This window comes from Mesorhizobium sp. M1227 (assembly GCF_040318315.1).
Lineage (GTDB): Bacteria > Pseudomonadota > Alphaproteobacteria > Rhizobiales > Rhizobiaceae > Mesorhizobium.
The window spans coordinates 146,281-172,903 of sequence record NZ_JAMYLZ010000007.1 but is presented as its reverse complement, the minus strand read 5'-3'; the positions used below and the strand labels follow the sequence as shown (position 1 = coordinate 172,903).

The 26,623-nt window shown below is 63.7% G+C and carries 29 protein-coding genes; 15 read left to right on the top strand and 14 right to left on the bottom strand.

The features are described 5' to 3' along the window. Window positions 1-52 precede the first annotated feature (52 nt). Window positions 53-682: a uracil phosphoribosyltransferase gene (gene upp / locus NKH28_RS12470; protein ID WP_023675320.1), complete on the bottom strand. Its 630-nt coding sequence runs from the start codon at window positions 680-682 to the stop codon at window positions 53-55. Between the two features lie 128 nt (window positions 683-810). Then, entirely contained in the window at window positions 811-1,785 is a 975-nt protein-coding gene (locus NKH28_RS12465) for an adenosine deaminase (RefSeq protein ID WP_352469476.1), read from the bottom strand. Window positions 1,786-1,952: 167 nt separating this feature from the next. On the opposite strand from NKH28_RS12465, the gene ubiE reads away from it, so the two are divergent. The 3 genes from ubiE to coaBC all read left to right on the top strand — a co-directional run bounded on the left by ubiE (window position 1,953) and on the right by coaBC (window position 5,891). Further along, the gene (gene ubiE / locus NKH28_RS12460; RefSeq protein WP_352469477.1) at window positions 1,953-2,729 is read left to right on the top strand and encodes a bifunctional demethylmenaquinone methyltransferase/2-methoxy-6-polyprenyl-1,4-benzoquinol methylase UbiE; all 777 of its coding nucleotides are present in this window, start codon (window positions 1,953-1,955) and stop codon (window positions 2,727-2,729) included. A 64-nt stretch (window positions 2,730-2,793) separates the two neighbouring features. Beyond that, a complete protein-coding gene (ubiB, locus tag NKH28_RS12455) occupies window positions 2,794-4,368 on the top strand; it encodes a 2-polyprenylphenol 6-hydroxylase (RefSeq protein WP_352539391.1) in 1,575 nt (524 codons plus the stop codon). Window positions 4,369-4,433: 65 nt separating this feature from the next. Beyond that, window positions 4,434-5,891, top strand: a complete 1,458-nt coding sequence (gene coaBC, locus NKH28_RS12450; RefSeq protein WP_352979032.1) for a bifunctional phosphopantothenoylcysteine decarboxylase/phosphopantothenate--cysteine ligase CoaBC — start codon at window positions 4,434-4,436, stop codon at window positions 5,889-5,891. On the opposite strand, the gene NKH28_RS12445 is transcribed toward coaBC, so the two are convergent. The 4 genes from NKH28_RS12445 to rpsU form a co-directional block, all read right to left on the bottom strand. Further along, window positions 5,888-7,345 (bottom strand): MFS transporter, encoded by a 1,458-nt coding sequence (locus NKH28_RS12445; RefSeq protein WP_352979030.1) that lies wholly within the window; start codon window positions 7,343-7,345, stop codon window positions 5,888-5,890. The genes coaBC and NKH28_RS12445 overlap by 4 nt on opposite strands. 404 nt (window positions 7,346-7,749) lie before the next feature. Beyond that, window positions 7,750-8,223 carry a DUF992 domain-containing protein gene (locus NKH28_RS12440; protein ID WP_352488689.1) on the bottom strand — a complete coding sequence of 158 codons (474 nt, stop codon included), beginning with the start codon at window positions 8,221-8,223 and terminating at the stop codon, window positions 7,750-7,752. Between the two features lie 136 nt (window positions 8,224-8,359). Continuing rightward, entirely contained in the window at window positions 8,360-9,205 is an 846-nt protein-coding gene (locus tag NKH28_RS12435; protein WP_352469482.1) for a tetratricopeptide repeat protein, read from the bottom strand. Window positions 9,206-9,366: 161 nt separating this feature from the next. Continuing rightward, window positions 9,367-9,639: a 30S ribosomal protein S21 gene (gene rpsU, locus NKH28_RS12430; protein WP_023675331.1), complete on the bottom strand. Its 273-nt coding sequence runs from the start codon at window positions 9,637-9,639 to the stop codon at window positions 9,367-9,369. 207 nt (window positions 9,640-9,846) lie between these two features. On the opposite strand from rpsU, the gene NKH28_RS12425 reads away from it, so the two are divergent. Continuing rightward, window positions 9,847-10,134: a type II toxin-antitoxin system RelE/ParE family toxin gene (locus tag NKH28_RS12425; protein ID WP_352448269.1), complete on the top strand. Its 288-nt coding sequence runs from the start codon at window positions 9,847-9,849 to the stop codon at window positions 10,132-10,134. Window position 10,135: 1 nt separating this feature from the next. Further along, entirely contained in the window at window positions 10,136-10,426 is a 291-nt protein-coding gene (locus NKH28_RS12420; protein WP_352448268.1) for an addiction module antidote protein, read from the top strand. Between the two features lie 135 nt (window positions 10,427-10,561). On the opposite strand, the gene NKH28_RS12415 is transcribed toward NKH28_RS12420, so the two are convergent. Both NKH28_RS12415 and NKH28_RS12410 read right to left on the bottom strand, forming a co-directional pair. Continuing rightward, window positions 10,562-10,948 (bottom strand): SET domain-containing protein, encoded by a 387-nt coding sequence (locus NKH28_RS12415; protein WP_352454023.1) that lies wholly within the window; start codon window positions 10,946-10,948, stop codon window positions 10,562-10,564. Window positions 10,949-11,077: 129 nt separating this feature from the next. After that, window positions 11,078-11,836: an SDR family oxidoreductase gene (locus NKH28_RS12410; RefSeq protein WP_352979028.1), complete on the bottom strand. Its 759-nt coding sequence runs from the start codon at window positions 11,834-11,836 to the stop codon at window positions 11,078-11,080. 196 nt (window positions 11,837-12,032) lie between these two features. On the opposite strand from NKH28_RS12410, the gene NKH28_RS12405 reads away from it, so the two are divergent. Next, window positions 12,033-12,773, top strand: coding sequence for a hypothetical protein (locus tag NKH28_RS12405; RefSeq protein ID WP_023675334.1), 741 nt, complete (start codon window positions 12,033-12,035; stop codon window positions 12,771-12,773). Window positions 12,774-12,820: 47 nt separating this feature from the next. Here NKH28_RS12405 and NKH28_RS12400 read toward each other — a convergent pair whose 3' ends face one another. Further along, window positions 12,821-13,195 carry a DUF2568 domain-containing protein gene (locus tag NKH28_RS12400; RefSeq protein ID WP_352539386.1) on the bottom strand — a complete coding sequence of 125 codons (375 nt, stop codon included), beginning with the start codon at window positions 13,193-13,195 and terminating at the stop codon, window positions 12,821-12,823. A 199-nt stretch (window positions 13,196-13,394) separates the two neighbouring features. Between NKH28_RS12400 and NKH28_RS12395 the strand changes: the two genes are divergently transcribed. Genes NKH28_RS12395 through NKH28_RS12370 form a run of 6 tightly spaced genes read left to right on the top strand, consistent with a single transcriptional unit; the run spans window position 13,395 to window position 19,214 of the window. Continuing rightward, on the top strand, window positions 13,395-14,648 hold the full coding sequence (locus tag NKH28_RS12395; protein WP_352448264.1) for a sarcosine oxidase subunit beta: 1,254 nt from the start codon (window positions 13,395-13,397) through the stop codon (window positions 14,646-14,648). Beyond that, window positions 14,648-15,070, top strand: coding sequence for a hypothetical protein (locus tag NKH28_RS12390; protein WP_352488693.1), 423 nt, complete (start codon window positions 14,648-14,650; stop codon window positions 15,068-15,070). Before NKH28_RS12395 ends, NKH28_RS12390 begins: the two co-directional genes overlap by 1 nt. Before the next feature lie 8 nt (window positions 15,071-15,078). After that, window positions 15,079-15,375 carry a sarcosine oxidase subunit delta gene (locus NKH28_RS12385; protein WP_023675338.1) on the top strand — a complete coding sequence of 99 codons (297 nt, stop codon included), beginning with the start codon at window positions 15,079-15,081 and terminating at the stop codon, window positions 15,373-15,375. Then, the gene (locus tag NKH28_RS12380) at window positions 15,372-18,365 is read left to right on the top strand and encodes a sarcosine oxidase subunit alpha (RefSeq protein ID WP_352539385.1); all 2,994 of its coding nucleotides are present in this window, start codon (window positions 15,372-15,374) and stop codon (window positions 18,363-18,365) included. The genes NKH28_RS12385 and NKH28_RS12380 overlap by 4 nt, the downstream gene beginning before the upstream one ends. After that, window positions 18,358-18,936, top strand: a complete 579-nt coding sequence (locus NKH28_RS12375; protein WP_352539384.1) for a sarcosine oxidase subunit gamma — start codon at window positions 18,358-18,360, stop codon at window positions 18,934-18,936. Before NKH28_RS12380 ends, NKH28_RS12375 begins: the two co-directional genes overlap by 8 nt. A gap of 53 nt (window positions 18,937-18,989) precedes the next feature. Then, window positions 18,990-19,214: a hypothetical protein gene (locus NKH28_RS12370; RefSeq protein ID WP_352539383.1), complete on the top strand. Its 225-nt coding sequence runs from the start codon at window positions 18,990-18,992 to the stop codon at window positions 19,212-19,214. A gap of 101 nt (window positions 19,215-19,315) precedes the next feature. On the opposite strand, the gene NKH28_RS12365 is transcribed toward NKH28_RS12370, so the two are convergent. Together NKH28_RS12365 and NKH28_RS12360 are read right to left on the bottom strand one after the other, a co-directional pair. After that, window positions 19,316-19,555: a DUF680 domain-containing protein gene (locus tag NKH28_RS12365; protein ID WP_352539382.1), complete on the bottom strand. Its 240-nt coding sequence runs from the start codon at window positions 19,553-19,555 to the stop codon at window positions 19,316-19,318. Between the two features lie 177 nt (window positions 19,556-19,732). Then, a complete protein-coding gene (locus NKH28_RS12360) occupies window positions 19,733-20,374 on the bottom strand; it encodes a TetR/AcrR family transcriptional regulator (protein WP_352469491.1) in 642 nt (213 codons plus the stop codon). A gap of 189 nt (window positions 20,375-20,563) precedes the next feature. Between NKH28_RS12360 and NKH28_RS12355 the strand changes: the two genes are divergently transcribed. After that, window positions 20,564-21,265 (top strand): hypothetical protein, encoded by a 702-nt coding sequence (locus NKH28_RS12355; protein WP_352469493.1) that lies wholly within the window; start codon window positions 20,564-20,566, stop codon window positions 21,263-21,265. Between the two features lie 41 nt (window positions 21,266-21,306). Here the strand turns inward: NKH28_RS12355 and NKH28_RS12350 are convergent, their stop codons facing one another. The 3 genes from NKH28_RS12350 to NKH28_RS12340 all read right to left on the bottom strand — a co-directional run bounded on the left by NKH28_RS12350 (window position 21,307) and on the right by NKH28_RS12340 (window position 23,989). Further along, on the bottom strand, window positions 21,307-21,801 hold the full coding sequence (locus NKH28_RS12350) for a MaoC family dehydratase (RefSeq protein ID WP_031211357.1): 495 nt from the start codon (window positions 21,799-21,801) through the stop codon (window positions 21,307-21,309). 38 nt (window positions 21,802-21,839) lie between these two features. Continuing rightward, window positions 21,840-22,655: an SDR family oxidoreductase gene (locus tag NKH28_RS12345; RefSeq protein ID WP_352832493.1), complete on the bottom strand. Its 816-nt coding sequence runs from the start codon at window positions 22,653-22,655 to the stop codon at window positions 21,840-21,842. A gap of 506 nt (window positions 22,656-23,161) precedes the next feature. Continuing rightward, window positions 23,162-23,989, bottom strand: a complete 828-nt coding sequence (locus NKH28_RS12340) for a MurR/RpiR family transcriptional regulator (protein ID WP_352469495.1) — start codon at window positions 23,987-23,989, stop codon at window positions 23,162-23,164. A gap of 146 nt (window positions 23,990-24,135) precedes the next feature. On the opposite strand from NKH28_RS12340, the gene NKH28_RS12335 reads away from it, so the two are divergent. Together NKH28_RS12335 and NKH28_RS12330 are read left to right on the top strand one after the other, a co-directional pair. Further along, complete coding sequence (locus NKH28_RS12335) at window positions 24,136-24,960, top strand: N-formylglutamate amidohydrolase (protein WP_352979025.1); 825 nt, start codon at window positions 24,136-24,138, stop codon at window positions 24,958-24,960. A 22-nt stretch (window positions 24,961-24,982) separates the two neighbouring features. Next, window positions 24,983-26,545, top strand: a complete 1,563-nt coding sequence (locus tag NKH28_RS12330) for an amino acid permease (protein ID WP_352448255.1) — start codon at window positions 24,983-24,985, stop codon at window positions 26,543-26,545. Window positions 26,546-26,623 lie beyond the last annotated feature (78 nt).

Below are 26,623 nucleotides of genomic sequence, written 5' to 3'. Positions count from 1 at the left end.
GCTCTAACGAATGCGGAAACCAGCCGTTTGCGTAAACAATCGGTAAACGGATCTATTTGGTGCCGTACATGCGGTCGCCGGCATCGCCGAGACCCGGCATGATGTAGCCCTTCTCATTGAGTTGGCGGTCGATCGAAGCGGTGAAGACCGGAACATCGGGATGCGCCTGGGTAAACCGCTCGAGGCCCTCTGGTGCCGCCAGCAGGCAGAGAAAGCGGATGTTTGTGGCACCGCGGCCTTTCAGCTTGTCGATCGCGGCGATCGCCGAATTGGCGGTCGCCAGCATCGGGTCGACGACGATCACCAGCCGGTCGGCGAGGTCGCCCGGCGCCTTGAAGAAATACTCGACCGCTTCCAGCGTCTCATGGTCGCGGTAGAGGCCGATATGGGCGACACGCGCCGCCGGCACCAGATCGAGCAGGCCTTCGAGCAAGCCGTTGCCGGCGCGCAGCACCGAGGCGAAGACCAGTTTCTTGCCCTCCAGCGTCGGCGCCTCCATCGTCTCGATCGGCGTCTCGATGGTCGTCGTCGTCAGTTCCAGGTTGCGGGTGACCTCGTAGCCGAGCAGCAGCGAGATCTCGCGCAGCAGCCGCCGGAAGCCGGCCGTCGAGGTTTCCTTCTTGCGCATGATGGTCAGCTTGTGCTGGACAAGCGGATGGTCGACGACGGTGACGCCCTTCATGGTGTTCTCCAACTGCGCAAGTGAATGGTGAATGGTGAATAGTGAATAGTGAACTGGTTTGCGAGTCCTTGGTTGCGCGGAAAAACTCGCGGCTGACGGACCGAAGCGCCGGGTGAACCATTCACCATTCACCTGCCCTTGGCGCCGAGCCTGCCCAGCAGCGCCGCCCTGGTCTTCCTGTCGACGAAGGCTGCCTCGATGGCCGTCCTGGTGACGGCGGTGAGCGCCTTGTCGTCCATCGCAAAATGCTCGGCAGCGATGTCGTATTCGCGTTTCAGCGAGGTCCAGAAATAGGGCGGGTCATCGGAGTTGAGCGTCACCTTGCAGCCCGCTGCCCGCAAGGCGGGGAAGGGATGGTCGGCGAAGCTGTCGAAGATTTTCAGGGCGATGTTGGAGCCAGGGCAGCATTCGAGCACGACGCCTTCGTCGGCGATGCGCCGCACAAGCTCGGGGTTCTCGATGGCGCGCACGCCATGGCCGATGCGAGACGGGCGGATGTGGTCGAGTGCCGCCTCGACGCTCTCCCAGCCCATCAATTCGCCGGCATGGACGGTGATGCCGAGGCCGGCCTCGCGGGCGATCTCGAAGGCCCTGACATAATCTTCCAGGTCGCCTATCCGCTCGTCGCCGGCGACGCCGAAACCGGTGACCAGCGGATGCCCGCAGCGCGCGGCGAAACGCGCCGCCCGCTCGATCGATTCGACACCGAAATTGCGCACGCCGGTGACGATCATGCGGCCTTCGATGCCGGTCTTCGCCTTGGCGCGGGCCATGCCTTCGCCGAGCGCGTCGGTATAGGCCTTTGGCGACAGCCCGGCCTTGTTGGCATGGTCGGGCGAGGTGAAAACCTCGGAATAGATGGCGCCGTCGCGGGCGAGGCTGGTCAGGTAATGGTCGGCCAGCCGCGCATAGTCTTCTTCGGTGCGGAACAGGTCCGACGAGAAGTCGTAGGCGGCGAGGAAAGAGGTGAAGTCGTGCCAGACGAAGGAGCCGTCCTGGATGTAGGGCGAGGCATCCTTGCCGTATTTCTCAGCCTGGCGGAGGACGAGTTCAGGCGCCGCTGCCCCTTCGATGTGGCAGTGCAGTTCTGCTTTCAAAGGCATTCAATTATCCCGTCAGGCTTTTTCTTATGACGCAAGTTCCTGTCGGAAAACCGTGTGACACTTTTCCGGAACCTGCTTCGAAGCGCGGCCGAACACCGCGCCTTAAACAATAGCGCCCGCACCATCGATCGGCTATGGTCCCGCCGATTTTATGGCGGATCAAAACGATGTCGGTTGAAAGAACCACTGCTGCGGGCGGCATGGAAACCTCCTATGGTTTCAAGCGGGTAGGGCCAGGCGACAAGCAGTCCCTGGTCAATGATGTTTTCCACAAGGTGGCGAACCGCTACGACCTGATGAACGACCTGATGTCGGCCGGCTTGCATCGATTGTGGAAGGACGCCATGGTCGCCTGGCTCAATCCACCGAAGCGGCCGGGCTGGAGCGTTCTCGACGTTGCCGGCGGCACCGGCGATGTCGCCTTCCGCATCGTCGAGGCGAGCGGCAGGCACGCTCATGCAACGGTTCTCGATATCAACGGCTCGATGCTCGCCGTCGGCCGCGACCGGGCCGAGAAAAAAGGCCTGTCGGCAAATACCGATTTCGTCGAAGCCAATGCCGAGGAACTGCCTTTTGCCGACGCTACTTTCGACGCCTACACCATCGCTTTCGGCATCCGCAACGTGCCGCGCATCGATGTGGCGCTTGCCGAAGCCTATCGCGTGCTGAAGCCTGGCGGGCGCTTTCTCTGCCTTGAATTCTCCGAGGTCGAGATGCCGCTGCTCGACAAGGTCTATGAAGCATGGTCGTTCAACGCCATTCCGCGGATCGGCAAGGTGGTGACCGGCGATGACGAGCCCTATTCCTATCTGGTCGAATCGATCCGCAAGTTTCCCAATCAGCAGAATTTCGCGGCGATGATTTCGCGCGCAGGCTTCGAGCGCGCCTCATTCCGCAATTATTCCGGCGGCATCGCCGCGCTTCATTCGGGCTGGAAGCTTTGAGGCTGGCCCGCATTTTCCGACGTGCCTTGCGCCAGTTCAGGAAACCGGCAGGGCAAAGCCAGCCATGAGCAGCATCGGCGCTGGTTTCAGGCTCGTGCGGGCCGGCTGGGTGCTTGTGCGCGAGGGTGTCATCGCGGCTTTGCCCGGTGACGAGCTCTTCGGCTTGCCGAAATTCGGCTGGCGCATGGCCCGGCTGTTCACCCGCCGTCGGGCGCTTGCCTATGAGCGCGGCGACAGGCTGGCCAAGGCGGTCGTGCGGCTCGGCCCGTCCTACGTCAAGCTCGGCCAGTTCCTGGCGACACGGCCGGATGTCGTCGGCAACGATATCGCGCTTGATCTTGCCATGCTGCAGGACAAGATGCAGACGTTTCCCAAGGCCGAGGCTGTCGCCGCGATAGAGGCCTCGCTCGGACGCAGGGTCGACGAGCTCTATGTCAGTTTTGGCGAGGCCGTCGCCGCCGCCTCGATCGCCCAGGTCCATACCGCCGAAACGCTGCAGGACGGCGTCGTTAGGCGAGTGGCGGTGAAGGTCATCCGGCCGGGCGTGCGCCGCCGCTTCTTTCGCGATCTCGAAAGCTATTTCCTCGCCGCCCGGCTGCAGGAAAAGTACATCCCGTCGTCGCGCCGGCTGCGGCCGGTCGAGGTGACGGAGACGCTGGCCCAGACTACCAAGATCGAAATGGATTTGAGGCTGGAGGCAGCGGCTTTTTCGGAGCTCGGCGAGAATACCAAGGACGATCCCGGCTTCCGTGTGCCGTCGGTCGACTGGGAGCGCACCGGTCGTGACGTGCTGACCATGGAGTGGGTCGACGGCATCAAGATGAACGATATTGCCGGCCTGACCGCCGCCGGCCACGACCTGAAGGCGATTGCCGCCAACCTCGTTCAGTCGTTTCTGCGCCATACGCTGCGTGACGGTTTCTTCCACGCCGACATGCACCCGGGCAACCTGTTTATAGAAGCCGATGGCACCATCGTCGCCGTCGATCTCGGCATTGCCGGCCGGCTCGGCAAAAAGGAGCGCCGCTTCCTCGCCGAAATCCTCTACGGGTTCATCACGCGCGATTACCAGCGCGTCGCCGAGGTGCATTTCGAGGCCGGCTACGTGCCGCGCCAGCACAATGTCGCGGCCTTCGCCCAGGCGATCCGGGCGATCGGCGAACCGATCCACGGCCAGCCTGCCGAGACCATCTCGATGGCCAAGCTGCTGACGCTGCTGTTCGAAGTGACCGACCTCTTCGACATGGCGACGCGGTCCGAGCTGGTGCTGCTGCAGAAGACCATGGTCGTCGTCGAAGGCGTCGCCCGCACGCTCGACCCGGCCTTCAACATGTGGAAGACGTCGGAGCCGGTGGTGAGCGGCTGGATTGCCCGCAACCTCGGCCCGCGCGCCCTGCTGGCCGATGCGCGCGACGGTGCCAACGCGCTGCTGGCGCTGGCCCGCCAGGCACCGGACCTCGCCGCCCGCACCGAGCGGCTGTCGCGTGAGATCGACCTGATGGCCGAACACGGCCTGCGCTTCGACGAAAGGACCGCACGCGCGATCGGCAAGGCCGAGGCGCGCTACACCCGCTCCGGCCGGCTGGCGCTGTGGGTGATTGCATTGACGCTGGTGTATATCGCCTGGCGTATTTTCTAGCGCTTGTTGCAAAGTGATTGCATTGCTATCATTGCACTCAGCAATTCCGGGCAAGGTGCAATCAGATGGCCAGCATCACGATCCGCAACCTTGATGACGAGGTCAAGGACCTGCTGCGCCGACTGGCGGCGGAGAATGGCCGGTCGATGGAAGACCAGGCGCGGGTGATGATCCGCGCAGCGGTCGAAGGTCAGTTCGGTTCGGCCGGTCGCATCGACCAGATCGAGAAAACACTGCGCGAACTGACGAGTTCGCAGAGTCCAGCAGCGCCGGTGGTCGCCGTCTCCAGCCCGCGAGGCATCCTCTCCGGCAAGCGCATCCTGCTGATCATCGGCGGCGGCATCGCCGCCTACAAGGCGCTCGACCTGATCCGCCGGCTGCGCGAGCGCGGCGCGGCAGTGCGGGTGGTGATGACCGCGGCGGCGCAGGAGTTCGTCACTACGCTGTCGGCCGGGGCGCTGTCGGCCGACCATGTTTTCACCGAATTGTTCGACCGGCAGGACGAGCACGACATCGGCCATATCAGGCTGTCGCGCGAGGCCGACCTTTTGGTCGTGGCGCCGGCCACCGCCGACCTGATGGCAAAGCTCGCCAATGGCCATGCCAACGACCTTGCCTCGACCGTGCTCATCGCCACCGACAAGCGAGTTTTGATGGCGCCGGCGATGAACCCGAAAATGTGGGCGCATCCGGCGGCCCGCCGCAACCGCGCGACGCTGAGCAAGGACGGCGTCGCATTCGTCGGCCCGGCGAAGGGCGAGATGGCCGAGAGCAACGAGGTGGGCGAGGGCCGCATGGCCGAGCCGCTGGAGATCGTCGCCGCGATCGAGGCGCTGCTCGACAGCCGGCCAAAGCCGCTGGCGGGCAGGAAGATCATCGTCACCTCCGGGCCGACGCATGAACCGATCGACCCGGTCCGCTACATCGCCAACCGGTCGTCGGGCAAGCAGGGCCACGCCATCGCGGTGGCGCTGGCCAGGCTCGGTGCCGACGTGCGTCTCGTCTCCGGCCCGGTCGGCATTGCCGATCCGGCCGGCGTCGCCACGCTGCACGTCGAAACGGCCGTCGAGATGAAGGACGCCGTCGAGCAGCTGCTGCCGGCCGACGCGGCAGTGTTCGTCGCGGCTGTCGCCGACTGGCGCACTCAAAGTTCGGCCGGGGAAAAGATCAAGAAGGTGGCGGGCGAGGGGCCACCGGCGCTGCAGATGGTGGAAAATCCCGATATTCTCGCCGGTGTCGGGCATCACAAAAAGCGGCCGATGCTGGTGGTCGGTTTCGCCGCCGAGACGCAGGACCTGGTCAGGAATGCCCAGGCCAAGCTTGCAAAAAAGGGCGCCGATCTTATCGTTGCCAATGATGTCTCCCATGAAGATGGTTCCCCGGGCGTGATGGGCGGCGACCGCAACAAGGTGCGGATCGTCTCGAAGGCCGGCGTCGAGGAATGGCCGGAGATGAGCAAGGACGAGGTGGCGACGCGGCTCGCGGCGCTGATCGCCGACCGGATGAAGACGGTCGTTGTCTAGTCAATCTCCCCCACGGAGATTGACAGCTTCGCCGGCTTCGTGTCGGTCGCCCCCGAAATCCGCAAGGCGGCAAGGCATCCCAGGATTCCGAGCGGGATAAACGCCAGGAACAGCCAGGCGGCGACACTTGCCGCGGCCTCACGGTTCAGGCCTTCGGAAAAGCCGCTGGCGTTGGCGACGATGCCGGTCAGTGCCGCCCCCACGGCATAACCGATGCGCTGCATGGTCGGCACAGCGGCCGAGGCGATCGTCTGCTCGCCTTCCTTGGCCGATGCCACGATGACACGCGTGACGAACGGCCAGGCGATGCCGAAACCGCCGCCTTGCAGCAAGGCACAAAGCAGGATCAACGGGATAGAGCCGGCCGGCACCGTATAGGCGAAACCGGCGACGCCCGTGGCGATCATCAGCGCCCCGCCGACGATGATCAGCCGCTCGCGTTCCGGCGGCGCATTGGCGACGAGGATCGACAGGATCGACCAGGCGATCGATTCGGCGGCGATGATGTAGCCGGTGGTCAGGATCGGAATGCCGTGCAGGCTGGTCAGAAGCAGCGGACCGTAGACGGCAAAGGAGCAGGTCGCCACCGAAAACGCCGCGACCATGGTCATGCCCGCGCCGACCGGCGAGCGCCATGAGAACAGCCGCGACGGGAACAGGCGCGAGCGCGGCTTCAGTGCGTCGATATAGATAAACAGCGCCAGGCCGATCAGGCCGAGGGTGAGCAGCAGCGACGAGCGCAGCAGGGCGATGTCGACGCCGGCGGTGGCAATCAGCACGACGCTGACGGCGAGGCAGCCAAGCGCCGCAAAGGGAAAGGGCGGCGCCGAGCCGCCCGTCGCCTGCGGCCTTGTCGCTTCAGGTGTATCGAGCACGATGAAGCTTGCCAGCGCCATCGCCGTGCCGCCGAGGGTGAAGACGCCGAAGGCCCAGCGCCAGGACAGCAATTCGGTCATGACCGCGCCGAGCACGGGGCCGCTGAAGGCGGCGACGCCCCAGATCGCCGACATGACGCCGAAAAGCTGCGGCCAGATCGCGCGGGCAAACAGCCGCTCGACCGAGACGAAGGCGAGCGACACCATCGCGCCGCCACCGAGCCCTTCGATCAGGCGGCCGCAGAGGAACAGCGGCATCGAAGGCGCGGTGGCGCAGACCAGCGCGCCGGCGGCATAGAGCATTGCGGCGACCATCATGTTGGTGCGCAGCGCGACATAGCTCACCAGCCGTCCGGCGGCCGCACCGGCAACGATGGCGCCGAGCTCGTAGATCGCCAGCGACCAGCCGACCAGTTGCACGCCGGCGAGTTCGCCGACCATGGCCGGCATGACCGTTGCCACCATGGTTTCGTTGGTGGCGTGCAGCAGGATGCCGAGGCTGATGAAGCAGAAGCGCGCCAGGTCGCCGCTCGCCCACAGCGCGCGCCAGTCGACCCTGTTTGTGCTTGTCTTGGTCATCCGGTCCCCCAGGCTTTCTCAGACGCTGGTCTGAAGTATTGGAGCGTTCTTCACGTCCAAATGAGTACATGCCGCAGTATGGGAGGACTTCTAGAACCTCAACCGTAGTTGAGATCAAGCGGTCTTGATCGCCGTTGACGTGGCGGATTTCAAAATTGTGCGGTGGGGGACGAGGCGTTGAGATTCTGGTCAGACCGAAGACAAGCAATATTGGATCGCCGCAATCTTCGGTGACGGTAACGGCATGAACACAGTTGCCATGCCGTGATCTTCGAGCGCCGCAACTTTGAACATCAGGGCGGCCCATCCTCTGCGGAGTGGGCCTGCCGGAATCTATGAGCCTTCGGCAGCCATTCGCAGGCCGACACCTACGCTCCCCGCCGCTCGGGAGCCATGCTGCGCCGTTATTTGAACGAGTGGATCAGGTCGAGCGAGGTGACGGCGACCGCCAGGTTGACGCCGGTCTGTGCCTGGACACTGAGCGGCTGCAGCGAGAAGGCGCTGTCGAGGCCGCCGACCAGGAGATTGGCGCCGCCACCGGTGACCACGCTGGCCTCGGCGTTCACGCCATAGTAGCTGCCGGCAAGGTCGCCTTCATCGTGGTTGCGGGTCGCCGCCAGAACCGCCCATACCAGCTGGCCCTGATGCGTCCGGCCGACATCGACGCCGAGCTTGGAAATCACCCCGGTATAGACTTCAGAGGGGCCGCCACGATGCGGACGAAAGACACAGGAAACACCCTTGTTGGAGGTGACGAGATAGGCCGTGCCGCCGTCGATGGTGCAGTCGAGCACGCCGAGCTGGAATTTGCTGGCGCTGGCGGGAGCGGCAACGACGGTCGTGGCGAGAACAGCGGCACAAGCGAGTTTCTTGATCATGGCAGGGTCCTTTCGAAATTGCCTTGTACAAACGGCTGAGCACGCCGAGCGTTCCGCCGAAAACTTGGCGCCAGCAAGGCGAAGCTAAACGCAGGGTTGTCGGAGTGCGGAAACGGAGGCCCGATTAACCGGCCGCTCAGCCGGCACTGGTGCGGGCCAGGCCGTCCTTGGCCGGCTGGTAGGTCGGATTGAGGTGCACGGCCTCGCGGTAGGATTTCGCGGCCCTGACCTTGTCGCCGCGCCGCTCGTAGATCAACGCCTGGTTGGACCAGGCCTCGGCATTCTTGCCGTCGAGCTTGATGGCCATGTTGAAGTCGGCGAAGGCATTGTCCTCGTCGTTCATGGCAAGGTAGGAGAGGCCGCGCCCGTTGTAGGGCTCGGAGGCGTCCGGCGCCAACGAAATGGCGGTCGAGAAATCCTCGATGGCAAAGGCGTGCTGGCCCTGGCTCTGGTAGATCAGGCCGCGATTGTGATAGGCGCGCGCATCGGTCGTGTCGAGTTGGATGGCTTTCTGGAAATCGTTGAAGGCTTCCTGGACCCGGCCCGCCCTGCGGTAGAGATTGCCGCGGCCGATATAGGCGGCGTCATAGTTGGAATTGATCTGGATCGAGCGATTGTAGTCGGCGAGCGCGCTCGCCTGATCGCCGAGGAAGCGCTGGATGAGCGCACGGTTCGAATAGGCCTGGTAAAAATTCGGATTGAGCTGGATGGCGGTGTTGAAGTCCTTCAGCGCCGCCTGGTACTGGCCGCCGCGGCCATAGGCCGAGCCGCGCACATTATAGGCTTCCGGATCCTGGGGGTTGCGCTGGATCACCGCCGACAGCGAGGAGATGTTCTCGCTCGAGCCTTGCGCCTTGTCGATGTTGTTGAACTCGCCGGTCGGAACGCTCTGGCAGCTGGCAAGCGCCATCCCGGAAAGCAGGGCTGCCGTCAGGGCGAGGCCGCGCCACGCGGTTCTGCGCTCTACGGTGATTGCGTCCATGTCTGCCCTGTCCTTACTGCGCCGTCTGGTCCGTTCCCCCTCCGAACCGGCATCTCTCCCAACCGGTCCTCTCGGACCGGGTCGAACTCACAACAAAAAGGTGGCGGCGATTCCGCATCGCGCCACCTTGGATATCCTTGGAAAAGGACGAAAAATTGACGTCAGAACCGCGGCGGACGCGGAGCACCGGCACCGGCAGCACCGGCCGCGACCGGACGCGGCGTCATCGGCAGCAGGCCTTCGCGCTGGGCGCGCTTGCGGGCCAGCTTGCGGGCACGGCGCACGGCTTCCGCCTTTTCACGGGCGCGCTTCTCGGAGGGCTTTTCGTAATGTCCGCGCATCTTCATTTCGCGGAAGATGCCTTCGCGCTGCATCTTTTTCTTGAGCGCGCGAAGCGCCTGATCAACATTGTTGTCGCGGACGAGTACCTGCACGTGCAATCCTGTCTTTCGGGTTTGAAATCAACAGGCAAGCGGCCATAGCCGCAAGCCTCCGCGGCGCGTTACACCACGAATTGGGGCGGCTGATAGCAGAATCAAGGGACTCTGTCCACAGCCGATTGAGAGGCGGTGCCGTCCGGGCGGGCACGACAGTCCCACATGGCGGCTTGATTTTTTCAATCTGTGAACTATAGTTCACGAGTGACCATCGTTGAACAAACCGCCGAGTTCCGGGACTGGCTCAAGGGTCTAAACGATATGCGGGCGGCCGAGCGGATTGCGATCCGCGTGGCACGTATCCAGTCCGGACTGATGGGAGACGTGAAGTTCTTCGATGGCATCGGCGAGCTTCGGATAGACTACGGTCCCGGTTACCGACTGTACTTCGTCAAGCGCGGCAGCGCGCTCGTTATCCTGCTCTGCGGCGGCGACAAGTCCTCGCAGAAGCGCGATATCAGGAAGGCCATTGAAATGGCCAAGGAGATCTGAAATGCCCCACGAGACCTTGCCTTTTGATCCTGCCGAACATCTCGGCCGCGCGGAGGCCCAGGCCGAACTTCTTGCCGACGCCTTTGCCACGGGCGATACCGGCTATATCGCGAATGCTCTCGGCATAGTTGCCCGCGCGCGTGGCATGTCCAAGGTGGCGAAAGATGCCGGCGTCACCCGGGAGGCCCTGTACAAGGCACTGAGCCCCGATGGCGACCCGCGCCTCTCGACATTGCTTGGCGTGGTGAAGGCCTTAGGGGTGAAACTCACCGCCGAAAAGACCGAAGCCTGAGGCCGCCGAATCCCGAAACGAAAAAACCCGCCTCGGCGGCGGGTCGCTGGTGTGAATCAGCACCATGGAGAAATTAATAGCATAGCTGCCGGCACAAAGCAAGAACAAAATTCGCCTTGGGCCAGATAGGCGCCGCTACGCCGTGGCCAGGTGGAGCTGCTCGAAACCCTCGAAGAACTCGCCGTAGTCGCAGGTTATTTCCTCGCCGGCGGCAATGTCGCGGGTCGCGGTGGCCCCGCCATATTGCGAAAAGTCGGTGTTCGGCTTGTCGGCGTGGTTCATGAAGCGGCCATTGTCGACCTCATAGACCATGAAGCCCGGCCGGTCCGGACTGGGATAGGCATATCTGTCGAGCAATTCCTTGAGGTGCGGCGGCGCCGTCTCGTATCTTTCCATCGGGATCAGCCGGTCGAAGTCCGGATCGAGCCGCCAGATCTGCGCCCCTTTCCGGATCGGCTCGGCGGCGAACACGCCGACGCCTTCGATTGCGCTTGCAGCGATATACGTCCTGATCAGCAGCATGTTTCCAACCCGTTTTCGAGGAGAAGACGGAATCGTCAAATCGCCGGGAAAAGCAAGACCGGTTTTTCCGGCATTGCGGCTGGCGGGCTGACATTGCGGCTGGCGGGCCGACGCCAACCGCGAAACGCTTCACGTCCGGGTGATCGAGACGCCGCCGTCGGCGAACAGCGCCGCGCCGGTGGTGAAGCTCGATGCATCGGAAGCCAGATAGAGCGCCGAGCGGGCGATCTCGTCAGGCTGCGCGACGCGCTTCAAGGCGTGCAGGTTTTCGACGAAGGCTCGCGATTCAGGTGTCTTGAACGTTGCCGAAGGCGTGTCGGTGCCGCCCGGCAGCAGCGCGTTGACTCGAATCCCCTTGGCGCCAAATTCGGCGGCCAGCACCTGCGTCAATCCGATCAGTCCGGCCTTGCTCGCGGCATAGCTGGTCATGTCGGGCATGCCGACCGTGTAGCCGACGAAGGTCGAGGTGAAGATCAACGACCCGCCGCCGCGTTCGACCATCGCCGGCACCTGGTATTTCGCGCCGAGAAAGGCGCTGGTCAGATTGGTATCGAGCGTCTCGCGCCAGCCCTCCAGCGATAGCTCCGAAATCGGCCCCATCCTACCGACCGAGCCGGCATTGTTGAAGGCGATGTCGAGCCCGCCGAATTTCTCGACCGCCAGGTCGACGAGGGCTTTCGCATAGGCTTCGTCACGGACATCGCCGGCAAGAGCGATAGCCGTGCCGTCGGCGTCTTCGATTTCGGCAACCAGCGTATCGAGTTCCGCCTGGCGGCGGGCGGCGACGACGAGCCTGGCGCCTTGCTCGGCAAAGAGCTTGGCCGTGGCGCGGCCGATGCCGGAACTGGCGCCAGTGATGATGGCGACCTTGTCGGTAAGTGCGAACATTTTCTGCATCCTTCTTTCGCGCCGGATTTTGCCGGCAATCGGGATGCTTGGTCGCAAATCGGGCCGGCGCGAGCCACCCGATACCTGCGCTGCCCTCGACAGCCCTTCTTGACGTCCGCTTGCCACCAGGCTACGGATCGTCATCCAAAACTCGCGGGTGGACGCGCCACCCATTCCAATGACCCCCCAAGACATAATGAGCAAGTTGTTGGCCCCCGGCTTCGAGGGCGACAGCGAGTTGACGTCCGCTCTTCAATCGGCATTTGGCAAAGGCTTTCCGTTAGAAAACCTCCGGCCGCTGCTGACGTCCGGCAACCTTCATACGCAGGCCGCCGCCGCGTACTTGGTGGCCGAAGCCAATTCCAAAATGAGTTACAAGATGAATTGCGTCGTCGCGGAGATCGCCGATCTGCTCGACAGTGAATCTTCGGGTATCCGGTTCGACGCGATCGAGGCGCTTCTGGGATGCACGACGCCGGCCGATGGAGCCGTTCTCGGTCGCCTCATGCTGCGGCTGGATGACGAACATGCCGGTGTGCGGTGGGGGGTCGTCCAGTTCATCTGCCTTGCGGAGCGCTGGCAGCTAAGGCTTGCGGTGGAAAATGCCGCTACCCTGCGTCCGGACTCGGCTTTCAAGACACTGGTCAATGCTTATGGTCAATATAACATGCCGAGCACCAAGGACCTGCCACGGTTGCTCGCGCATCCGGATGCCGTGTTGAGGCGCTTTGCTGCGGCAGTGGCTATCAGGCCGCGCCAGGTGATCATCGAGCGCTTCGTGGCCATGGTGGAGCAGTCAGACGATGCGGAAATTCGTAAAATCGCCGCCGATTGCCGTGAGGGTTATTTGCGGCCGATCTATGCAATCGGGCCGTCCATCCTGAAGCGTGCTCCGGCTGACCCGTCAAAAGGCGAAGCTCAGAACAGCGATCAGTGAAAGCACGGCGCAAAACGGCAAGCGCCGTCGCAAACGGTGCAAGGCGACTATTGCTTGAGCAGCCAGCCGAGCCGATCGAGCGAAAATGCGTAGCTGACGGCGATCAGCAGGGCGACGGCAATGCCGGCTGTCGTGTAACCGGCCAGGTGGAATCCCGCAGCGCCGCCGAACAGGATGACGAGCTCGAGTACCAGCCGCAAACCGCCCGGCACCGGAACCGGCGCCCGCCCCGACCGGCTCGGATCGTTCGGCACCGCGAACGTACCCCAGAGCGCGGCGGCAACGAACGGCAATGCCGCGGCAAGGGTCCAGCGCCACATGCCCGCTGAGAGGCTCCAGCCCGCCATGCCGAGGCCGAGCAAAGCGGCGAGTTCCAGCATGAAGCGCAATGTCAGATTCCACCAGACGTTAGCCACCGCCATAATCCTCCGATCGCCAGGCGACGGATAGTGATGGATGGCAATTGCATCAACCAGCCCGCATGCGGCTTTTTCACCACGGCGCAAAACGGCAAGCGCCGTCGCAAACAGTGCAAGGCTGGCAGCGCCGTTTCGCTAGTGATACAGCTCGCGCGCCGGGGTCGACCGATCCGCCCGGCCGCCATTTGCGAGGCCTGCGACGTTGAAGAAATACTCGGTATTCGCCATCGCCCGCGAGGCCATGCGCGGTCACAAGGGCTGGGAGGAACAATGGTCCTCACCGGAGCCGAAGAAGGAGTACGACGTCATCATCGTCGGCGCCGGTGGCCACGGCCTGGCCACCGCCTATTATCTCGCCACCGTGCACGGCGTCACCAACGTCGCGGTATTGGAAAAAGGCTGGCTCGGCGGCGGCAATACCGGCCGCAACACCACCATCATCCGTTCCAATTATCTCTATGACGAAAGCGCCGGCATCTACGACCATGCGCTGAAGCTGTGGGACGGGCTCAGCCAGGAGCTCAACTACAACGTCATGTATTCGCCGCGCGGCGTCATGATGCTCGCCCATAACATCCATGACATCCAGGTCCTGAAGCGGCACGTCCATGCCAACCGGCTGAACGGCATCGACAATGAATGGCTGACGCCGGAGCAGGCCAAGGAATTCTGCCCGCCGCTCAACATTTCGCGCAATGCGCGCTATCCGGTGATGGGCGCCTCCCTGCAGCGCCGCGGCGGCACGGCGCGGCACGATGCCGTCGCCTGGGGCTATGCGCGCGGCGCCTCGGCGCGCGGCGTCCACATCATCCAGAATTGCGAGGTCACCGGCGTCAAACGGGCGCCGAACGGCGCGGTCACCGGTGTCGAGACGACGCGCGGCTTCATCGGTGCCAGGAAGGTCGGCGTGGTTGCCGCCGGGCACTCATCGGTGATCATGAACATGGCTGGCGTGCGCATGCCGCTGGAAAGCTATCCGCTGCAGGCGCTGGTGTCGGAGCCGGTCAAGCCGGTGGTGCCTTGCGTGGTGATGTCGAACACCGTGCATGCCTATATCTCGCAGTCCGACAAGGGCGAACTGGTCATCGGCGCCGGCACCGACCAATATGTCTCCTATTCGCAGACCGGCGGGCTGCACATTTTGCAGCATACGCTGGACGCCATCTGCGAGATGTTCCCGATCTTCACGCGCATGAAGATGCTGCGCTCATGGGGCGGCATCGTCGACGTGACGCCGGACCGTTCGCCGATCCTAGCCAAGACGCCGGTGCCCGGCCTCTATGTCAATTGCGGCTGGGGCACAGGCGGCTTCAAGGCGACGCCGGGTTCGGGCCATGTCTTTGCCCATACGATCGCCAGAGACGATCCGCACCCGATCAACGCGCCCTTCACCATCGAGCGCTTCCGCACCGGCCGCCTCATCGACGAGGCGGCGGCGGCAGCGGTGGCGCACTGATGATGACCGAGATGGCCGTCGCCATGCCGCTGATGCTCGCCGGCGAGCAAGGCCTGTTCCATATCCCCACGCCAGAGGAGGTGCGCCTGCAGCCCATCAGCCGCGCCGGCAATGAAGCAGATTGGCCGTTTTCCGTCGACGAGGGTGTACTCGCCTGCACCTGGAGCGCCGGTCAGAGAGTGGTCACCTTTATGGAGAACCGGCCAGCCGATCTCGAGGAGGGCGAAAAATTCGAGCGGCGCTACGTCATCGTGACGACCGAACCGATGACGCTTTCGGTCGGCAATATGGCGTATCGCGACCTTTTCCGCCCGGTAGCCAGCATCGAGGAGCGCATCCGGCTGGTCGCGCCCTTCGTGACGATGGGCCAGAGGCTTTGCGACCAACCTGCCGGCGCTCGCGTCGGCCACGGCGAACTGTAGGACCAACCATGCTTCTCATCCGCTGCCCCTATTGCGAGGAAGAGCGTCCGGAGCTCGAATTCCGCAACGCCGGCGAGGCGCATATCGCGCGTTCCCCAAACATCGCCAGCGAGAGCGACGACGATTTTGAAAAGTTCTTCTTCATCCGCTCAAACCCCAAGGGGATCATCTATGAGCGCTGGCGGCACATGCATGGCTGCGCGCGGTTCTTCAACGCCGTGCGCGACACCGTCAGCGACAGGTTCCTGATGACCTACAAGGCCGGCGAGCCGAAGCCCGTAAAGCTGCCGGGAGCCGCCAAATGAGCGCCACGTTCCGCATTGCCGGCGCCGGGCGGCTCAAACAGGCAAAGATAGCTGGCTTCAGCTTCGACGGCCGCCCCTATACCGGCATCGAGGGCGATACGTTGGCCTCGGCGCTGCTTGCAAACGGCGTCCATCTCGTCGGCCGCTCGTTCAAGTACCACCGGCCGCGCGGCTTGCTGTCGGCCGGCGCCGAAGAGCCGAACGCGCTGGTCGAGATCAAGCGCGACGCGGCACGCAAGACGCCGAACGTGCGTGCCACGGTGCAGGAGCTCTATGACGGATTGACCGCACAGTCGCAGAACCGCTGGCCGTCGCTCGCTTTCGACGTCGGTGCCGTCAGCAGTATTGCCTCGCCGATGCTTTCGGCCGGCTTCTACTACAAGACCTTCATGTGGCCGAAGGCTGCGTGGAAAAACCTCTACGAACCCAAGATCCGCGCCGCCGCCGGTCTTGGCGTCGCTCCTGACCAGCCGGATCCCGACCACTATTCGGCGCGCTTCGCCCATTGCGAGGTGCTGGTGCTTGGCGGCGGTGCCGCGGGCATCGCCGCGGCATTGGCCGCGGCCGAGACCGGCGCGCGCGTCATCCTTGCCGACGAGCAGGCGGAATTCGGCGGCAGCCTGCGCTTCGAGAGCGGCGCGAAGATCGAAGGCCAGGACGGTTTTTCCTGGGCGCAATCGGCTCTCGCCAAGTTGAGCGCGATGGACAATGTCCGCGTGCTGCCGCGTACCACGGCCTTCGGCTATTACGCGCAGAATTTCGTCGGGCTGGTCGAGCGCGTCAGCGACCATCTGCAGAACCCCGGCCGCGACCTGCCGCGCGAGCGGCTGTGGCAGGTTCGCGCTAAACGCGTGGTACTGGCGACCGGCGCCATCGAGCGCCACATGGTGTTTGCCGACAACGACCGGCCGGGCATCATGCTGGCGTCGGCGGCGCGCACCTATCTCAACCATTACGGCGTCGCCGTCGGCAGGAATATCGGCGTCTATACGGCGAACGATTCCGCCTATGCGGCGGCGATCGACCTGAAAAAGGCCGGCATCAACGTGGCGGCGATCGTCGACCTGCGCGACAACCCGACCGGGCCGGCGATCGACGAGGCGAGGGCGCTCGGCATCGAGGTCAATTTCGGCCGCGCGGTGATCCGCGCCGGCGGCAAATTGCGGGTGTCGTCGATGACCGTGCAGCCGAAGAATGGCGGCGGCGAGCGCACCATCCCGGTTGACGCGATTCTGATGTCGGCCGGCTGGACGCCATCGGTGCATCTGTTCTCGCAATCGCGCGGCAAGGTCGCCTTCAATGACGAGACCAAGCGCTTCGTGCCCGGAATTTATGCGCAGGACTGCGTCTCGGTCGGCGCCTGCAACGGTACCGACGGGCTGTCGGCGACGATCGACGAGGCCTATGCAGCGGGCGCCAAGGCGGCCAAGGACGCCGGCAGCAGGCCGGCCAAGGGCTCCAAGCCGAAGGTCAACGCCGGCGAGAGCTGGTCGCGCGGCATGCTGGGTGCAGCACCCGGTGCCGGATCGGAGACGACGGTCAAGGCGTTTGTCGACTTCCAGAACGACGTCACCGCCAAGGACATCCGCCAGGCAGTGCACGAGGGCATGCGCTCGATCGAGCACGTCAAGCGCTTCACCACCAATGGCATGGCGACCGACCAGGGCAAGACCTCCAACATGCACGGCCTGGCGATTGCCGCCGAGACGTTGGGCAAGCCGATCCCGCAGGTCGGGCTGACGACGTTCCGCGCGCCCTATACGCCGGTGACATTCGGCTCGATCGTCGGCCACGCGCGGGGTCCCCTGTTCGACCCGACCCGCAAGACGGCGATCCATCCCTGGGCCGAGCGCCAGGGCGCTGTATTCGAGGATGTCGGCCAGTGGAAGCGCGCCTGGTATTTCCCGAAGCCGGGCGAGGACATACATGCCGCCGTCGACCGCGAATGCATAACGGTGCGCAAGACGGCCGGCCTGTTTGACGCCTCGACGCTGGGCAAGATCGAGGTGGTCGGGCCGGATGCGGCCAAATTCATGGAACTGCTCTACACCAATCCATGGGAGAAGCTCGAGCCCGGCCGCTGCCGGTACGGCATCATGCTGCGCGAGGACGGCTTCATCTATGACGACGGTGTCGTCGGCAGGCTTGCACCCGACCGTTTCCATGTGACGACGACGACGGGCGGCGCGCCGCGGGTCATGAACCATATGGAAGACTATCTCCAGACCGAGTTCCCGCATCTCAACGTCTGGCTGACCTCGATCACCGAGCAGTGGGCGGTGATTGCCGTGCAGGGACCGAAGTCTCGCGACATCATTGCGCCGCTGGTCGAGGGCATCGACATGTCGGATGAGGCGCTGCCGCATATGTCGGTGCGCGAAGGCAGGATCTGCGGCGTGCCGACAAGGCTGTTTCGCATGTCGTTCAGCGGTGAGCGCGGCTTCGAGGTCAACGTGCCGGCCGATTATGGCGAGGCGGTCTGGGAAGCGCTATGGGCCGAGGGCCAGAAGCACGGAGCCTGTGCCTACGGCACCGAGTCGATGCATGTGCTGCGCGCCGAAAAGGGCTACATCATCGTCGGCCAGGATACCGACGGGACGGTGACGCCGAACGATGCCGGGCTCGACTGGGCCGTCGGCAAGAAGAAGACCGATTTCGTCGGCATTCGCGGCATGGCGCGGCCGGACCTGGTCGCCAAGGGCCGCAAGCAGCTTGTCGGCCTGAAGACCAGGGATCCCAAGGTGGTGCTGGAGGAGGGCGCGCAGATCGTCGCGGACCCGAAGCAGGCAATCCCGATGAAGATGATTGGCCATGTCACCTCGAGCTATTGGTCGCAAAATTGCGGCCGCTCGATCGCGCTGGGGCTGGTCGCCGGCGGCCGCGATCGGACGGGCGAGACGCTCTATGTGCCGATGCCGGACGGGATGATCGAGGTGGAGGTCACCGGCATGGTGTTCTTCGACGAGAAGGGGGAGCGCCTCAATGGCTAAAGCCGCTTTGAAAACCGACGCCGCCGGACCCTCAGTCGAACGCCGTCCAGCTCTCGCCGGCCAGTCGCTTTCCGCCGCCGGCGTTACACTTGCCGTGCTGCCGCCGGCCGAGCGCATATCGCTGCGCGCGCCGGAAGCCTCGATTGCGGCACTTTCGAAAGCGCTCGGCGTCGTCCTGCCGCAAAGGCCGAAAACCTCGGCGGCAAAGGCCGGACGCACGGCCTTGTGGCTCGGGCCGGACGAATGGCTGGTCATCGACGAGAGCGGAAAAGATCCGCTCGCCGACTGCGCCAGCATTTCCGTACTGCATTCGGCGGTCGGCATCTCGCACCGCAACGTCGCCATATCGGTTACCGGTCCGGCTGCCGCGGCGACGATCAATGCCGGCTGCCCGCAGGATCTGTCGCTCGACGTCTTTCCGGTCGGGGCGGCGTCGCGTACCATTCTCGGCAAGGTCGAAATCGTGCTGTTGCGCACGGCGGCCGACGCGTTCCGCGTCGAATGCTGGCGTTCCTTTTCCGATTATGTCTTTACTTTTCTGTCGGAGGCGGCGCGCGACGCGGCAGCATAGGCATGTTCGCCGCGCCCGCCCGTTCTGCGACAGCGAGCCGAGGGAGAACGCAAATGCCGCCGAACTCCGCGCCGAAGTCGCCGGTCAAGACGCCGGCCGTGCGCTCTTTCGAAGACGAGCAGCGCACTGGGACGGATATCGAAGAGGAACTCGAGGAAGGCCTCGAGGATACATTCCCGGCCAGCGATCCGGTATCGATCACCGGAACGGCCATTCCCGGCGCACCGGCAAGACCCGGCAAGCCCAAAAGGGTGGTGGGACAGAAGCGCAAGAAGTGATCTGCGCGGGGTGACAAAAAGCAGGGCTGAGGCAGCACGATGGGCGGCCGGTAATTGCTGCCGCCCTTTCGGTTCATCACCGCGTGTTGTCGCCCGTCGGCTCAGAAGCTGCTTGGCACGATCCACGGGTCGATGCCGATGCCGAGCCTCGGGCCCTTGCTGCCGGCCTTGTGGGCCGCGGCATCGGCGTTTTCAAGCGATCCGGTCGGCGCGCAATCGAGCTTCACATCAGCCTTGGTGTCGATGCAGGCCGCTTCTTGCTTGCCTGTCTGACTGCTGCCGGCAAATGCGGCGCCAGAGAGCGCCAGCAGGGCGGCGAGCGTGAGGATTGCCTTCTTCATCGTCGGTCTCCGGTTCAGCTATTGAATTTCTCGTACTTGTACGGTATTGCGTACAGATACGCCCTGGACTCCCGATGTTCAAGCAGAATCGTACGCGTACGGAGAATTGCCGAACGCTCGGCGCTGTGGCGCGGATCGTTCGGAGAAGATCCTGCAGATCGGGAGGAGCGCCGCTCTTCAGCAGTTGACGGGCGGCGTGAGCGGCGCAATCTCGTGCGCGGCGATGGCTTCGAGCATGATGTCGCCGATCCGTGTGATGAACGTCGTCTGGTCGCCGAACGGGTAGAACGGGAAGGTGATCAGCAGCGAGATGGCGCCGTGGCCGACCGCCCACAGCATGGTGGCGATGGCGCGTGGATCGCCTTTGAGCCTGCCGGCGGCAACGCAGGCTTCGACCCTCTCGATCAGCACTTTCATCGCCGGGTTGCCGCCTTCCATCTCGGCAAAGGTCTTGCCGGTCGGCGGCTTGACTTTTTCGGTCATGAACACGGTGCGGTACTCGTTGGGATTTTCCAGCCCGAAGGCGGCGTATTCGACAAGCACCGCCTTGAGCGCCTCGATCGGGTCGTCGGCCGTATGATTTGCGATGCGCCTGGCCAGGGTCTCGAAGGCATCCTCGGCCAGCGCGAACAGGATGTCCTGCTTGTCGGCGAAATAGGAATAGACCGACATCGGCGCATAGCCGACGCGCTTGGCGAGCTTGCGGATGGTGAGGCCGTCATAGCCTTCTTCCTGGACAAGCTTGTGCGCGGCGTCGACAAGTTCGGAACGCAGTTCGGCCTTTTGTTTTTCGCGGCGCTCCTGGACGCTTAGCTGCAACTTTCTACTGCCTTATGACTGATGCTGGATGCAGCATATATACGCTGTACGGCGTCGGGCAAGGGCGGTGTGAAGCAGAGGCTTGACCTCACAAAACGATGTAACCAGGCAATAAAGCCGGCAACATCGGACTGTTACAGACAAAGACTAATTCGCGGCTCTGCAAAAATTTCGTTTCGGGAGGCCGTTATGACCGGAACTGAGCTTTCGTCCGGCGTGCCGGACGTGGACCCGCTTTCTCATCGCGCCAGGATGGCGCTCAGGCGCGTCGTCATGGTCGCATGGCTGGCGATCGCGCTCGGCTTCGCCATGGAAGCTCTCATTCTGACCGTCAGATTTGCGGCAGGTGCCTACCCGGCGACGACGCAGGTTCTGATCGAACTGGCGCAAGGCGTGACCTGGTCGTTCTTCGTCTGCGCGGGCGTCAGCCTCGGCACGGCGCTCACCAAGGTGCGAGCCTCGCTCGGTGGCCTGATCGGTGCGATTTCGGCGCCACTGGCGATGGGCATCGCCAAAGGGACGCAAAAGGTTATGGTCAGCGCGCTGGACGCGGCGGCAAAGCCGGCCATCCTGTCGCTCACGACGCTCGGTGTGCTGCGGGCTATCGAATACGGGCTGCTCGGCTGGGCACTGGCGTCGCTGGCATCGAAGGAAGAACCGCGTCCGCTCCATTTCGCGCTGGCAGGCGCCCTGATAGGCGCGGTATTCGGCGGCGGCATCACGGTGCTGACCATCGAGACGGCCGCGGCGAACGACGCTGCTCTCGCAATGCCACAGGCGATCGCAACCGGCCTCAACGAGATCGTGTTCCCAATCGGTTGTTCACTGGTCGTCTACATTGCGCTGCAGGTCAGCCGCCACATGAAGTACGTCGCGGCCGAAGCCAAATAGGTTTGGCACAGATAGATTCGGGCTTCTCCGCCCGACGAGAGTCAGACCGCTTCCGGCTGGCGTTCGATCAGCGTCAGCGTCAGCCAGCGCGCGGTCAGCGCCGGTTTCTTCGAGCCCTCGATCTCGATCGTCACGTCGTGCGCCGTCTGCACCCACCCCGACGGCCTGACCTTGACGTCGGCCAGCACGAAACGGGTGCGGATGCGCGAGCCGGTCTTCACCGGCGCCAGGAAGCGCAGCGAATCGAAGCCATGATTGACGCCCATCTTGCTGTTTTCCAGCGGCGGCATGGTTTCGAAGGTCATCGCCGACAACAGCGAAAGCGACAGGAAGCCATGCGCGATGGTGCCGCCGAACGGTGTTTCGCGGCTGGCGCGTTCCGGATCGCAATGGATGAACTGATGGTCGTCGGTGGCATCGGCGAACTGGTCGATCATGCGCTGGGTGACGACCCGCCATGGCGACACGCCGACTTCCTTGCCGACGTTGGCCAGAAGCACATCGAGACTGATCGGTTCCACGCTGATGTCCTCCATCTTCACCCCCGGCATTTCGTTGCCGGATGGCGTGCGTCTCATTCCTTGAACAATGTCAGCCCGTGTTGCACCGACTGCCCGCCATCGATCGGCAGGATGGCGCCGGTGACATAGCTGCCGGCCCGGCTGCACAAATAGAGCGTTGCGCCGGCAATGTCATCCGGTGCGCCGATGCGGCCGATCGGAACGTGGTTGCCGATGTGTCTTGCCTGGTCCTCGGTGCCGGTGGCGAAGGCCGTCATCCGGCTCTGGAAAGGGCCAGGCGCAAAGGCGTTGACGGTGATGCGGCGGGCGGCGAACTCGATTGCCAGGATGCGCGTCAGGTGGTGAACCGCGGCCTTCGAGGCCGAGTAGGAGTAGGCATCTTCGGCCAACGGCTGCGTGCCCATCACCGATCCGAGGTTGATCACCCGGGCCGGGTCGGCATCGCCGGCGGCCGCCTCGAGCAGAGGCAGCAATTCGCGCGTCAGGTGGAAGACCGCGCTGACGTTGACGCCGAACACCTTGGCCCAGGCATGGTAGGGAAAGCTTTCCAGCGGCGCGCCCCAGGAGATGCCGGCATTGTTGACCAGGATATGCAGCCGCTCGGTCCGCGCCCTGACCTCGGCCACAAGCGCCGCAATGCCGGCCTCGCTGGAGACGTCGCCGGCAAAACCTTCCGCCCGGCCGGATGCGCCAAGTCCGTTCAACTCGCCGGCAACCTTGGCGCAGTCCTCGCCCTTGCGCGAGGCAATCATCACCGAGGCGCCGGCCATGACCAGAGCGGTCGCCGCCATGCGGCCGATGCCGGTCGCGGCGCCGGTGACCAGCGCCGTCTTGCCGGCGACTGAGAACAGCTCGTCCAGATAGCTCATCGAATTCCTCCGCGCAGTTCACCGCGCTTTGGTTCAAGGAAGCGGCTTCACGTCGACAAGGTTAGCCGAACTTCGATCATGCTTGCCATGGGTAAAGTAGCTGGAGTGGGGCACGCTTAGCGGCTGAATGGTTAAGCCCGAAATGCAAGGTGGTCATTCGGCCGTGACATGGGTCGGATGAATGATGCGGCCGTGCCCGTTAGCGAGCACCTTGGTAAGCGGTTCATTTCGCACGTGAACCAGTCGTCATTACTCCTCCGCCCAAGCCGCAGGCGGGTCTTGAGGAGTTGGGAGGTGGCCGAGCAGTGGGGCGGGACTGATATTCGCAGTCGTGGACGGGGACTATGCTGTCGGGGGGAAAGCCATGGGTAAGAAACAACGCACCGTCCTGCTGGCAGCGGTGGTTGCGACTGTCTTTGGCGTCCTTTTGCTGATCCTGATCCTGCAGATGATCAGTTTTCTAGTGGACTAGACCGAAGCGAAAGGCGTGCCTTTCCGGAGGAGCTCTACCGCAGGCTTTCCAGTTCGCGGATGCGTTTGGCGCCGTCGGCTTCGAGCTGCCTTGTGACCGCGCCGATCAGGGCTTCGGCAACGACGAAAAGCGCGGCGGATGAGTCCCAGGCCGAAGGCACGGCGGTGCGCCCGGCGATGACATGGCGGGCGAAGCGGGCGATCGGCGACAGCCACTGGTCGGTAAACAGCACGATCTGCACGCCGCGCTGGTTGGCCGTCTCGGCGAAACGGACCAAGCTGTCCTGGTAGCGCCTGATGTCGAAGATCACCAGCACGTCGCGCTTGCCCATGTCGATCAGTCGGTCGCGCCAGACGCTTTCCTGCCCGCCGAGGTGAAAAACGTTGGGCTGGATGATGGCGAGGTGGGCGGCCATGTAGCGCGCCAGCGGGTCGGTGAAGCGGCCGCCGATCAGGAATGTCTTGCCGCGCCGGTCGGCTAGCTTGGCGACGATGTCGGCAAGCTGTTTGTCCGAGAGATGCCGGAATGTCTCGCGCATGTTGTCGAGGGTCGCCTCCAGCATCGGCGACACGGCGCTGCTGCCCTGCGAGGGGGGATTGAGCGTGCGCGAAGCCGGCGACTGCAATTGCGCCGCCAGCTCGTCTTGCAGCGCCGACTGGAATTCCGGATAGTTCTGGAAGCCGAGCCGGGCGACGAAACGCAGGATCGTCGGCGATGATACGCCGGCCGTAGCCGAGAATTCGGCGACTGTCTTCAGCCCGATCAGCGGATAGCTGGCGATCAGCGCTTGCGCTGCGCGCCGCTCGCCGGCCGGCATGGTGCCGATACGGTCGGAGATCAGTTCGGCAATGCTCGAAACCATGCTTTTTCCCCACCCTGGCCGTGCCGTTAGCGCATTATCGAAATCGCGTTTGACAAAGCCGGCCAAACTGTATGAAATCATCCGCAGGGACGCAATGAGGCAAAATACGTAACATACGATACAGCGCTCCCCGGGGACAGCAGACAATGGAGACAGCACGGCCCGCCAGCCTTGCATCGCCTGAAACCGTAAGGGTGACGAACCCCGGCGGATCAAGCCCTTTCGTGCTGACCTGCGACCACGCCTCCAATTTCCTTCCACCGGAATTCGGAACGCTCGGCCTTGCCGCCGAGGAACTTTCCCGCCACATCGCCTGGGATCCCGGCGCCTTGCCGGTGGCGCGCCGCATGGCCGAGGCGCTCGATGCGACGCTGGTCGAGACCTGCATCTCGCGGCTCATCATCGACTGCAACCGCCCGCTCGACGCGCCGGACCTGATAGTGACGGTCAGCGCCAGCGAAAAAACCGTGGTCCCGGCCAACCAGGGACTTTCGGCCGACCAGCGGGAGGCGCGCATCGCGCTGGCGTGGCGACCGTTTCACGAGCGGATCGCAACGGTCATCGACGAGCGCCTGGCGGCCGGGCGGGAGACCAGGCTGGTCTCGATCCATTCCTTCACGCCGCTCTACAAAGGCAAAAGCCGGCCCTGGCACATCGGCATCATCCACGACGAGGATCGCCGGCTGGCGGCGCCGCTGATCGCGACACTGAAGCGGCTTGCCGGCGTCAGCGTCGGCGTCAACGAACCCTATTCGCCGGCCGACCGGGTCTATTTCACGCTGGAACGCCATGCGCGCTCGCGCGGGCTGCCCTGCGCAATGATTGAAATCCGCAACGACGAGATCGCCGGCGCGGCCGGGCAGCGGAAATGGGCGGATCTGCTCACCGGTATTTTTCTCAATCTGGAGCCCGAAGCGGCCAAGGACTCCAGACCAAGCGCAGTCGGAAAGTCAGTTCAATCGGCCAGCTAAGAAACCAAAAGGGGACTTTAAAATGGTAGCACCGGGTTACAGCGAAGTTGACAAGAAGGAGGACCTGAAAGTTCTCCACGGAATGGGCTATGCTCAGGAACTGTCGCGAAGCATGAGCCGCTTCTCGAATTTCGCGATCTCGTTCTCGATCATCTGCATCCTCTCAGGCGGCATCAATTCCTTCGCGCAAGCGACGTCGTCCATCGGTGGCGCCGGCGCTGGCATCGGCTGGATCGTCGGGTGCATGGTTTCGGGATTTTTCGCGCTCGCCATGGCCCAGATCGCCTCTGCATTTCCGACCGCCGGCGGCCTCTATCACTGGGCATCCATCCTAGGGAACCGTTTCACTGGCTGGCTCACCGCATGGCTCAATCTGCTCGGCCTGATCACCGTGCTCGGCGCCATCAACATCGGTACTGCTTTCTTCTTCGTCGGCACTTTCGGCGGAGCCTTCGGCATGACTGGCACGCCTGGTGAGATCGTCGGGTTTGTCGCCTTCATCACCGTGTTGCAGGCGCTGCTCAATCATTTCGGCATCAAATTGACGGCTATGTTGACGGACGCCTCCGGCTTCCTGATCCTGGCAACGACAGCCGTGCTGATCGTCGCCTGCCTGATGTTTGCTCCAGCGATCGACATCACACGGCTGTGGACGTTCACGAACTATTCGGGCGACGCGGGCGGCGGTGTTTTCCCGCAGTCCGATTCCATGACGTATCTCTTCCTGCTCTGCCTGCTGCTGCCGGTTTACACCATCACTGGCTATGACGCGTCGGCGCATACTTCGGAAGAAACGTTGAGGGCGGCGCACTCGGTTCCGCGGGCAATCGTTTCGTCCGTAGTCTGGTCGTCGCTGATCGGCTGGGTGATGCTGTGCGCGATCGTACTGGCGATTCCGGATCTGGCGGCCGGCGCCAAGCAGGGCTGGAGCGTGTTCTTCGCCACGATGGACGCGATCTTGCCGGCGTGGCTGAAGACACTGCTCTATCTGGGCATCCTGATCGCGCAGTTCCTCTGCGGTCTGGCAACGGTCACCTCTGCCTCGCGCATGCTTTTCGCCTTCTCGCGTGACGGCGGCATGCCGGTCGGCTCGGCCTCGCTAGCCAAGGTCAGCCCGACCTGGCGCACGCCGGTCAATGCGATTTGGACGGCTGCTGTGCTCGAGGTAATCTATGTCTTTCTTGCCCAGTTCATCTCGGTCGGCGGCACGAACATCTATACCATCGTCGTCAATTCGACATTGGTGTTCCTGTTTCTGTCCTTCATCATTCCGATCGTGCTCGGCATGATGGCTTTCGGAACGGAAAAATGGCCGAACCCCGGCCCATGGAACCTCGGCGCCGGCCTGTTCAAGCTGTTTTGCATCCTGTCGGTCATCGGCATGGCGATCATCTTCTACATCGCCATCCAGCCGCCGAACGACAAAGTGCTCTATATCACCTTGGGCTTCATTGTGCTGACCGCGGTGCTTTGGTTCGGTTTCGAGAACCGCCGCTTCCAGGGTCCGCCCATCGGCGACCAGATCGCAAAGCGTCAGGCGGCGATCAAGGCAGCCGAGCTAGCCATAGGCGAAGCCGGCGCCTGACCCCCTCTCACGACCATGGCCGGCATTCGCGCCGGCCGTGGTTTTCGTTTCCTTTTCAAAGTGACAAGCCCGAAACGA